2 protein-coding genes are annotated in these 10,857 nt (G+C 45.3%); both read left to right on the top strand.

Annotated features, from left to right (window positions below; translation table 11 throughout):
• Positions 1 to 45: 45 nt before the first annotated feature.
• Positions 46 to 9,963, top strand: coding sequence for a T9SS type B sorting domain-containing protein (locus VJJ03_RS11180; RefSeq protein WP_323975648.1), 9,918 nt, complete (start codon positions 46 to 48; stop codon positions 9,961 to 9,963).
• Between the two features lie 24 nt (positions 9,964 to 9,987).
• A partial coding sequence (locus tag VJJ03_RS11175) for a type IX secretion system membrane protein PorP/SprF (protein ID WP_323975647.1) occupies positions 9,988 to 10,857 on the top strand: 870 nt, incomplete at its 3' end.

Raw genomic sequence — 10,857 nt, 5'->3', positions numbered from 1 at the left:
GTGCGTTCTAGTTCAGCGACGCAGTGTGCGGGGAGGTCATTGACATTGAGTGTAGATTTACCGGCGAGTTTGTATGATATAGAGTGGAAGTCAGCTCCTGCGAGTGCATTATCGGGGGTATCGTCAGCGGATAAGGCCAGGTCAAGTATTACGTTTAATGTAGGGGAAGATGCGGAGTATTGGGTTACCTATAGTATGAAGTCAGGATTTGGCTGTACGCCGAGTCAAAAGGATACGGCGAAGAAGCGAGTGAACCTTACGCGTAGCAATTTTACGGATGGAGATATAAGTGCTTTAAGTGATATTCAGGTAAGTTTACCATTGAACAGTTGTACAGCGAATGCGAGTTGGACGGCTCCGGTGATCACAGATACATCGGGTTGTGGTTATAAGCTTACATGGGAAGTAACAAAGCCAGATGGGAGTAAGTATACCCCTCCGACAGATGCGGACGGCAATAGTCAGGGTACGAGTTGGAATGGATTTCCAGTAGGAGAATCTACGGTGACCTATAAGGTAGAAGGGAAGATTTCAGGCGGCACAGTAGGGACAAAGCGATTTAAGGTAACGGTAACGGCTCCGAATATTAACCTACAGGTTAATAGTAGTTTTGTCAGTAGTGTAGGCAGTAGTACATCGCTTACGAGTGTAACGAAGGGGACAACGGTATATTATAAGGTAACGATAAAGAACATGACGACTCAGGCCATTACAGGGGGTGCGTTGCGAGTTACCTTACCGAGTGCGAGCAATGGGAACTATGAGTTACCGTTGGCAACGGATCCGAATATAAATAAGACCGAGTTGGGATCATCGGTGAATGTGACCTATGATACGGATCCACGGGTAATGATTTTAGCGAATATAGATGGGAGTGTATTGACGCAGAATGCGGAGCGTTCTGCGTATATCCCGATTAAGATAAAGAGAGATCGTCCTTGTAGTGAGTATGAGAATGCCTGTTCTGGAGTTTTATCTGGCAAGGCTGAGTTCAGGTACCAGATAGGGAGTGCGTGTCCTATGTCAGGGAGTGTAAGTGGCTCCTCTGTAGCAGTGGGGATAGATAATAGTGATTGTGTAAGACAGGAGTTACTCTGTCAAGGGGGTAATGTACACCTCAGTGCCAGGGGGAGTGGTTATACGGGATATGCTTGGTTTAGTGGAGGCAGTGATGGTACGAGCTATACGGCTATACCAGGGGGGACAGGTCAGAGCCAGACAGTTACCACAGCGGGTTACTATAAAGTAGAGAAGACAGCGGTGTGTGATGGAGCGACAGTGAAGGTGAGTGAGATTATCCAAGTGATAGCCAGCAATGATAATACGCCGGGGGGAGATCCTATTCGTAATTTGTCAGGAGGAGCAGGAGGTGTATGTAGTACTACGAGTGATTGGGTGAGCCACTTCTACTTGTGTGATGGGAGTACACGTCAGTTGCAGGTAGGATTCTACCAGGCGCAGGATGTTTTATGGCAACAGGAAGCCTCAGGGTGTGCGCCTGCCTCAGCGAACTGTGTAAATAAAGGGGATAGTTGTTGGACAACAGTACAGAGTGGCAGGAGTTTTACGTTAAGTACAGCGGGTAGATATCGTTTAAGAGTAAGAGAGGCAGGATGTACGAGGGATTACTATTTTGAGGTATTCACTGCGGGCTTGGAAGGGACCGTTACCAATAAGGTAGATCATACGGATCTTTCTCAAGGAGCGGCGACAGTGGAGATGAACACCCACCATGTACAATATAAGTATACGGTAGTGCGATTATCAGATAATCAGGTATTATATAATAATGTATTAGGACCTTCTCTTACGAGTCCTACGCCCCATATATTGAATATAACAGGATTGGTAGTACCGGGGACACGTACGTATGATGAGTTTAAGATAACCATCACATCTTCACCGGAGAGTACGTTAAATGGTTGTAAATGGGAGCAGACGATAAGGATAAACTATTCTCGCCAGATGAAAGCAACGGTTACCTTCACGAATTTATGGAAGGAGGATCAGTGTAATAAGGCGCGATATGATTTTAGCATTACAGGAGGACAGCGGGATTATAAGATTCTTGTATATAAGATAGATGGAGCGTTGGCGAAGCCCTCGTATGTAGGGGTATTGATGGAGAACATTCCGGATAGTGAGTATAGCACCCATACCCCTAGTAATGCATTGGGTACAGCGCCGGATGTATTCCAGGCCTGGCTTGAGGTACCACGGGAAGGCAGGTATATCTTTTTGGTAAAGGATAGTGCGGGTCGTTTTGCTGAGACCAATGAGGTCATAGTAGGTCAGACGTCCAAGTATGGGGTTCAGGTGAGCACGGAGGGGAATCCTCTGTTATGTGCTACGGCGAATGGAGCGACCATAAAGGCAAGATTTTTGGATACGACGGTTCCATCGCCACAGATAAAGTTATCAAAGTATAAGTCAGATGGCACGATAGATACAAGTTTTCCAGTACAGACGAATGCATCGGGAATCTTTCCTAATTTAGGAGCGGGCAAGTATAGAGTGGATTTGAGTTACTTGATGAGTGGGGTAACGGGCGCCAGGTGTCATACGATAAGGGAGGTAGAGATCAGCAGTCCGGATCCTATAGAGGCATCGGTAGGAGTTGTGAAGGATATAAGTTGTTCTACCGACACGCCCAAGCAATTTGAATTAAGAGTGAATTGGGTTAAGGGTGGCGTTCCTCCGTACACCTATTCTACAGGAGGGGCATATACTTCGGATACGACCTTGAAGGTGAGTGGGGGAAGTAGTGCGAATCCGAAGGTAAAGGTATATATAAAGGATAAGAATGGTTGTATCAAGGAGGTAGAAGTGATGGCGAAGAAGGATTTAGAAGAGCCAACGGTACAGCTTCCAATAAATGTAACTTATGATTGTGCTGGGAATGGTACCTTTACTATTACGCCACAGGCGCCAGCGGGTCATACGTATGAATATGAATATAGTTTGGATGGAGGGGTAAGACAGTTGCCTAATGGAGCAGGAGGAGCGATGACCTTTAGTGGTTTGGCAGGCAAGGCGAGTCCATATCAGGTAGGCATCTACTACAGGGAGCCATCGACCACTTCAGTCAATGAATTGTATAAGGAGACCTTTGGCGACTTGGATACTGCGGGCTGCAGTGATGGAGCTCCTGCGATATTAGGCTGTGCCAATGCCACAGGAGAGCTTTCAGCGGGTTCTTATGTGGTAACCAAGCAGTTACCTACTTCTACGGATTATATATCAGTGGTAGGGACAGGTCGTTACTATGCGGCACGTACGGCAGTGAGCGGCAGTTTGAGTTTGTATGAGAAAGAGATTCATAATGTAGTGCCAAGGCGTGGGGTAAGTGTAAGTTTTAAATATATCAATTTAGGTCAGACCAATGCGACGCAAGCGAATGTGGACTTGAATGTCATTTTGGAGGTAGCCAATCCAATGGGAGGCGGCTTTACCCGCTTCACAAAGAATGTGCCGAGTTTGGCACGAGGTGCAGGATGGGGGACAGCGACGATAGCCTTTGATGAATTAGAGGGCTTCAACCAGAATGCGAATAAAGTAAAACTGATTATAGAAGCCAGGAGGGCTAATACGGCAGTAGGATTGGATGATATACGTGTTTTCCAACCTACGGAGAACTGTCAGACCGCCAAGATCATTCCGGTGCAGGTAGTTCCTAATCGCGGTTTTTCGGCTATGGTAGTCTCTACAGTACCTCCGGACTGTCAAGGAGGAGAAGGAACAATCCATGTAAACTTACGAAATGTAGATGCGGGAGCTAGCTATACCTACCGACTTTCAGTCAGTGGCATGAACCATAGTATCACCTTGGTAGGAGGAGATCGTTTGGAGATTCCAGCACCGGTAGGTACCCATAGGGTATTTGTGACGATGACAAGGACAGATGGTACTTCTTGTGAGGTAGAAGCAGGGAATGCGACTATTACAGATGTGCCTCAGTTGGTTATCAGAGAGCTTACCATCCAGCCAAAGGGTTGTGCTGCACCTTACCTAACGGCAGGTGCTACGGTGAAGGTATCCTATGGAACAGCCCCTTATAAGGTATTGTATAAGGAGGTGGGAGGTAGCTGGCAGAGCACTCCTGCGACAAATGATGCGACTATAAGCTTTGATGGTTTGTCCGATAATAGGGCTTATGTGTTCCAGGTAGAGGATGCTAAAGGATGTAAGTCAGCGGAGATAAGTAGGTTTATTCCTGCCAAGATAGATTTAGTGGTGGATATACAGGAGACTTTGTGTTTTCCACGAGGCGGAACGGCTAGTATCAATATCCAAGTAACGTCAGGTAATGGAGGATATGAGTTCAGTAAGGACAATGGAACCACATGGGTGAGTGATCCTAGTAATCCGACCCAATATGAGTTTGATGGATTGTCACCGGGTACTTATCTTATAAAGGTAAGAGATCAGTTAGGCTGCGAACAGAGTAAGAGTGTAACCATAGGAGCCACTTTAGAGGTAGACCATACCTCGGATAATGGCTATGATTGTAGTTCAGCACCTCAGGAGACCATAGAGATATTGGTAAGAGGGGGTGTAGCCCCATATAGCCTACAGTGGAAGCGAGGAGGTAATGCAGGGGATCTGTTGGGTTATAATCCAAGTACGGATAATGATGGAGGGAATGTAAATATAACAGGTCCGGTACCATCAGGGTCAGATCAGAAATATACGGTAGTGATAAAGACGGCAGGTACTTATCACTTTAGGATAACAGATAGTAAGATTATCTGTGTACAGACCACCACAGAGGTAGTAGAGGCTGTACTTCCAGCATTTTTATCGAGTGCGAACTTAAGTGCTAGTGAGATAGGCTGTGCGGGAGAATCCACAGGAATCATAGGAGTTCCTGATGGTTCGGGAGGCTACCTTTCTATAGAGCATGCGATAGATAGGACAAAGGGAGTAGCTCCTTATACGATTACGATTTTTCATTCGGATTCAGGGGGAACTACAGGAAGTCCAGTAGGCAGCAATACAGGTCGTAACTTGGCTGCAGGTTGGTATAAGGTACGTCTTACTGATAGTAAGGGCTGCTATGTAGAGAAGTTGTTAGAAGTGAAGGAGATAGCTCGTCCTAATTTAACAGCTACTAAGGAAGGCGATATAAGTTGTGATACATCAGGTAACCGTCAGTTAGGAAAGATACGAATGGGCTTCACTACAGCACCGATGGGTAATTACTTCATAGGTTTGTATAGGGATAATACCTATACAGCATTGGCAGTGAATGAAAAGCCAACGCCAGAGAATACAGGTAAGACTTTAACAGGGGTTACTTCAGCCAATGAACTCTTTGATTATCTACCAGAGGGAGATTACTATCCTGCGGTAGTGAATTTAGCAACAGGATGCTTTACTAAGTTAGCGAAGATAACCATTACAGGAACAAACTTATCGGTAAGTGTAGGGAATGTAACGAATGTAACTTGTGATAAAGTAACGGTAGAATTAAAGGTAAAAGATACTCAAGGTACCATAGATGAGACTAAGTTAAAAGTGGCATTCTATAGAGGTACGACTCCATCTTCGAGTGATTGGTTTACCAGTACCACTACCACGGGTACGGGTAACAATAAGGAGGTTATCTTCACCAAGGAAATTCTTCCTAAGGTACCTTATAAGATAGCGACCAATTATAATGGATGTATATCCATCCATGATTTACCAGCTGCAGATAATACAGGAGCAGCAACGATCACGCAGAAGCGTATACCGGCTCTTTGTGGAGGCAGTGTGCACTTGCACTATGAGGCAACAGGCATGCAATCGAGTGTAACCTCAGTGGATTGGGCAGTTTATGAATATCCTATGGATCCGAGAGTACCTACGCCACCGAGCGTAACAGCAAAGGCAAGTGGTACAGCAGCGGTTACCTCAGGAACGGCGACCATTACTACCACAACCGCCTCTTTGCAAGCCCATAGACAGTATATCTTGGTATTGAGAAACAGTGTAGGAACGCCAAAATGTGTATTAGGTTCTAAGGTCTTTTCGGTGAGTGAATCACCAAGTCCATTGGCTTTGGTAAGTGCCACAGTTACGAAGAACTCCTCTTGTAATGCATCAGCGGAGGTTACTGTAACGGTGAAGGATGGAACGGGACCTTACCGTTATACGATAAGTCAGGTTTCTACAGAGCCTACTTTGTCAGAATGGGGAAATGCAAATGTCATAGCCACAGCGACTCGTAGTGTGATTATAGACAAGACCTTTGTTACCACTTATGCAGGGAAGATAGAGGGGACTCTTACAGGAAGCGCATGGTATGTTCATGTAAGAGATGCTCAGGACTGTGTGGTAACCCAACAGGTAACGGTCTTCAAGGATGATACAGCACATATTACGGGAGTAGAGGTAGATAATCCATGTGTAGTGGGGAATGAGTATACAGTGAAAGTAACCTTAGATAAGATAGGTAGTGGACAGCATTATTATACCTTCAAGCCAGTGGGAGGAGTTGAGAGTGCACGTCAGCCAATTCAGTTTACACAGGTGAGTACCTCTCCTGCGCGATGGGAAGGATATATCTACCGTGTTTATGCAGATGCTACAGCAAGAGAAGTAAGGATTTATGACCAGAATGGCTGTGTTTCCAATATATTTAGTCCATTTGAATTCAAAGGCAAGGTTACCTTTACGGTAACACAGAGCAAGCCTATCACTTGTCAGAGTCCTGGGGATGGAGAGATTACGGTATCGCACATAGAGAATTTCCTTACAGGGAAGACCTATGGTTATCGTTTGGTTAGGGAAGAGCGACATCCTGTATATGATCCTCTTACAGGGGAACTTATAGGGGAGACCACTACGGATGTGATTGTGAAACCCAATACATTACTTTCCTCATCAGCGGATTTTACCATAGGGGTAAGTATGGCAGGACGATATAGAGTAGACATTTATGAACAGAGTCGTCCGGACTGTGCCTACTCACGAAGCCTTACCATAAGGGATAAGGTAACACCTGTTATGCAGTTGCAGAGTACCGATAACTCTAAGTGTTATAATGCAGCACAGACATTAGGAGCGAGTGAAGGAGGTCAAGCTACATTACTTACCTCACCAGAGAGTGAAGCGCCGATGAGTTATACTTTGGTAGGGGCAAGATATGCTGATGATGGTACACCTGTTACCTTGACCATACCGTCCACCTATCAGAATGTATCGACAACCAATACGCATGTAGAGGTTACCAATAATGGTAGGAAGGTAACCTTCAAGAAGTTATTGGGAGATGTAAGAGGAATTGTCTATACAGTAAAGGCGAAGGCGAAGAATGGTTGTGAGGCGACAACGGAATTTACGATATATGGAGTGAAGCCGATATTGATAGATATCAATAGGGCACAGGTGGTACAGTTTGCATGTAGTGGAGATCAGGAGCTTCCTGCTAAGTTAAGTTTACCATTGGGAGCTATTACGGGAGGATCAGGAACATATCGCTTTACGCTTCTCAAGGGAGGTGTGCCTGTGCCAAGGAATGAGAACCTTACCGAACCGAGCTTTACGATCACCGATGAGACAGGAGGTAGCTATAGATTACGCGTAGTGGATGCGGTGTACAGTTGTGATCCAGTAGAGATTGACTTTACAGTTCCAAGTCCCGTTCCAAGTGGTTTACCTACCCCTACGCCAGCCACTCCAGCCAATAGGGATATTCGTCCATTCATTAAGATTACGAATGTGGCAAGTGTAGAACAACAGGATATCACTTGTAATGCAGGGGAGAGTATAGATGTAACAGTTACCTTATCTCCTGCCACCACAACGGCTAAGGATATATCAGTCACCTTAAGGAGCCTTGCGGGAGGCTTTAACCAAACGCAGACCATTCAGGTTACCGGTAGTAGTGGAGTAGCTCACTTTGTCAATGTTCCAATGGGCAACTATAGTGTAACGGCAATGAATCCAGAGACAGGCTGTATCACTTATGGGCAAGCCTATAGGGTACAGGATCCGAACACGTTCTCTATTACGGCTACAAATGATAAGCCAGTGAAGTGTTATGGAGGCAGTGATGGAGAGATCACCCTTACTTTTACCGATTTGGATATGGACAATGGGGATCAAGCGAGTGCGGGCTTTAGCTATACGATAACGAGCATTACCAATCCGAGCATGGCACCAATTACAGGTACTGTAACGGGAGCGACCACCACCACGCTCAATAATTTGCCTTATGGCACCTATAATGTAGAGGCAAAATCATTATCTACGGGATGTGTAACGAAGATACCTTCTATCTTCAATATTCGTCAAGCGGATCAGCCAATAAATATTACAGCTAAGGCAGAGGTGCCAGATAACTGTAGTGGAACGGGATCAGGAGAGATTTCCTTAGTGATAACAGGAGGAATAGCTCCATATAAGATAACCATTACGGGGGATAATGGACATACTCAAACGGCGACAGGGGTTTATAACCGCTGGGTATTCATAGGATTGCCAGGTGGGAATGCTCCAGGGGTGACGGCACACTATACCTTTACGGTAGAGGATGCATGGGGATGTACCACAGCGACAGTAACTCCGAGTCAGGTGGACATAAAGCGTCCCATGCCGATAGATTTCACTCCGGTTGCCGATACCCAGGTGAGTTGTTTAACGATGGAAGATGCTACGATAGAGGTTTTAGGAGTAACGGGAGGTTCTCCAGATGATCCTAATAATCCAGGGGTGACTACCTACTATTATGAATTGGTACATAGTACGCGAGGCTCTATAAGGCCATTGCAGACAAGCAATAAGTTTACGGATTTGCCAGCGGGACATTATACATTAAGGGTAATGGATCGATGGGGCTGTTATAAGGAACAACAGTTTGACATTAAGGATCCTGTTCCGATAGCGGTAAGTTTTGTAGGCACCACTTCGTTATTGTGCTATGATACGACGGGTAGTGTAGAGGTAACCGCTACAGGAGGTACCCATCCGAGTGGGACACCGACCTATACCTTTGAACTTATTGATCAGGCTACGGGTACGGTAGTGAAGACAGAGGAAAACATTAGTGTATTACCTCATAGGATCACCGGTTTGAAGCCGAATGTGGTCTATGCGGTAAGGGCGATAGATGGGGTAAAATGTACAGGTACCTCAACAACGGTAGTGCTCAGTACGGCACCGAACCTCAATGTAAAGGCTACGTATGAGGATGATTGTACGGACAACCACTATGAGGGTAATATAGTCATCACCTTTGATGAGGCAACGGTGGATTACTCTAAGGTACGTTACTCTTTTGATGGAGGAGCCACCAAGCATGCTTTTACAATGTTCTCAGGGGCACAGGCGCGTATAGACCGCAATCATGCCAGTGTAAGGCCATCTTCATTACCACAGGTAATAAGTTTGTACTATACCGATGGGGGAACATCCTGTCAGGGTGAGACCAATCCGGTAGTGATTCCGGTGGTAGAGGACTTGCTATTGATCAAGGATCCGAGCTATACGCCAGAGATCAATGAATTGAAGGTATTAGGGAAGAATGGGGTTCCGGAATATACCTATTACTTCAATGGGGTGTACTATGGAAATAAGAGTTTGTATGTAGTTTCCAAGGGGGATCCAGAGGGTATAGATCCGATGGATGGCAAGCTAAAGAAGAAGATAGAAGTGAAGGTACAGGACAGCAAGGGATGTACGGCAGAGGCGACCTTCTATATGGAATATATAGATATAGAGATTCCTCGATTCTTTACTCCGAATGGAGATGGAGATAATGATACGTGGGCTCCACGTAATACGCAGCATTATCCTCATATACATACGCTCATTTTTGATCGTTATGGTCGATTGCTTAAGGAGTTAGGACAGCGAGAGAGCTGGGATGGGGTATATCATGGCAAGCCGATGCCAACGGGCGACTACTGGTATATCATGACCTTGGGCGAAGAGGGCGAAGATAGAGAATATAAGGGACACTTTACCCTATTTAGATAATATAGAACAGAAATAAGAAATATAATGAAAAAACTAGCGTTATACGTATGTGTGCTTTTAGGTTTACCCAGCGTGATGGGGCAAGAGCTACAGCTTCCTGTGGGGAATCAATATTTATCGGATAGTGAATTTTTGATTATGCCTACCTATGCAGGGATAGGGAATAATGTTCGTGTACGTCTTTCGGCTACCAGTCAATGGGTAGGGATAAAGGAAGCGCCGGACTATCAGAGCTTATCGGGAGATATGCGTTTGGGTAACCGTAGTGGCTTAGGGCTCTCCTTGTATAACGATCGAAATGGATACACCAAGCAGATGGGGGGGAAGTTCACCTTCTCCCACCATTTGACCTTGGATAGTTATGACAGCCATTTTGTGTCGTTTGGGATTTCCTATATAGTGAATTCTTTTAGGATAGATATAGATAAGTTCACCTCAGCGGGTCGTCCTACGGCGGACTTAGGGGTTACGGATAATCGTTCGACGATTAATCATAACTTTGAGGTAGGGGTTTTATATCGTTATAAGGGGATCTTTGCCAGTGTTTCGGCAACGAATATATTGAATAAGAACAAGGAGATGTTTGATATAAAGGAGCCTACGAATCTGAGGAATTACAATGTGTATGCTGGGTATAGGTATAAGCGTACTCCCAGCAGTAATTTGGAGATAGAGCCATCGGTTTTTGCTCAGTATATGGAGGGAGATGGTCGTTCGTTGATGGACTTGAATTTAAAGTTTCGATGGTTTGATTTTGAGGACTATTATTGGGCAGGAGCGACGGCACGTTTTTTAGGAGATCAGACATTAAAGCCCTTGAGTGTAGGGCCTATGTTGGGGCTTAAGAAAGGGGTATTCTACTTTGCTTATGGTTATAACCTGATGCTCAATAGC

The organism is Capnocytophaga sp. G2 (genome assembly GCF_035282625.1).
Lineage (GTDB): Bacteria > Bacteroidota > Bacteroidia > Flavobacteriales > Flavobacteriaceae > Capnocytophaga.
The sequence above is the reverse complement of the archived record's forward strand: the minus strand, read 5'-3'. Positions and strand labels throughout refer to the sequence as shown.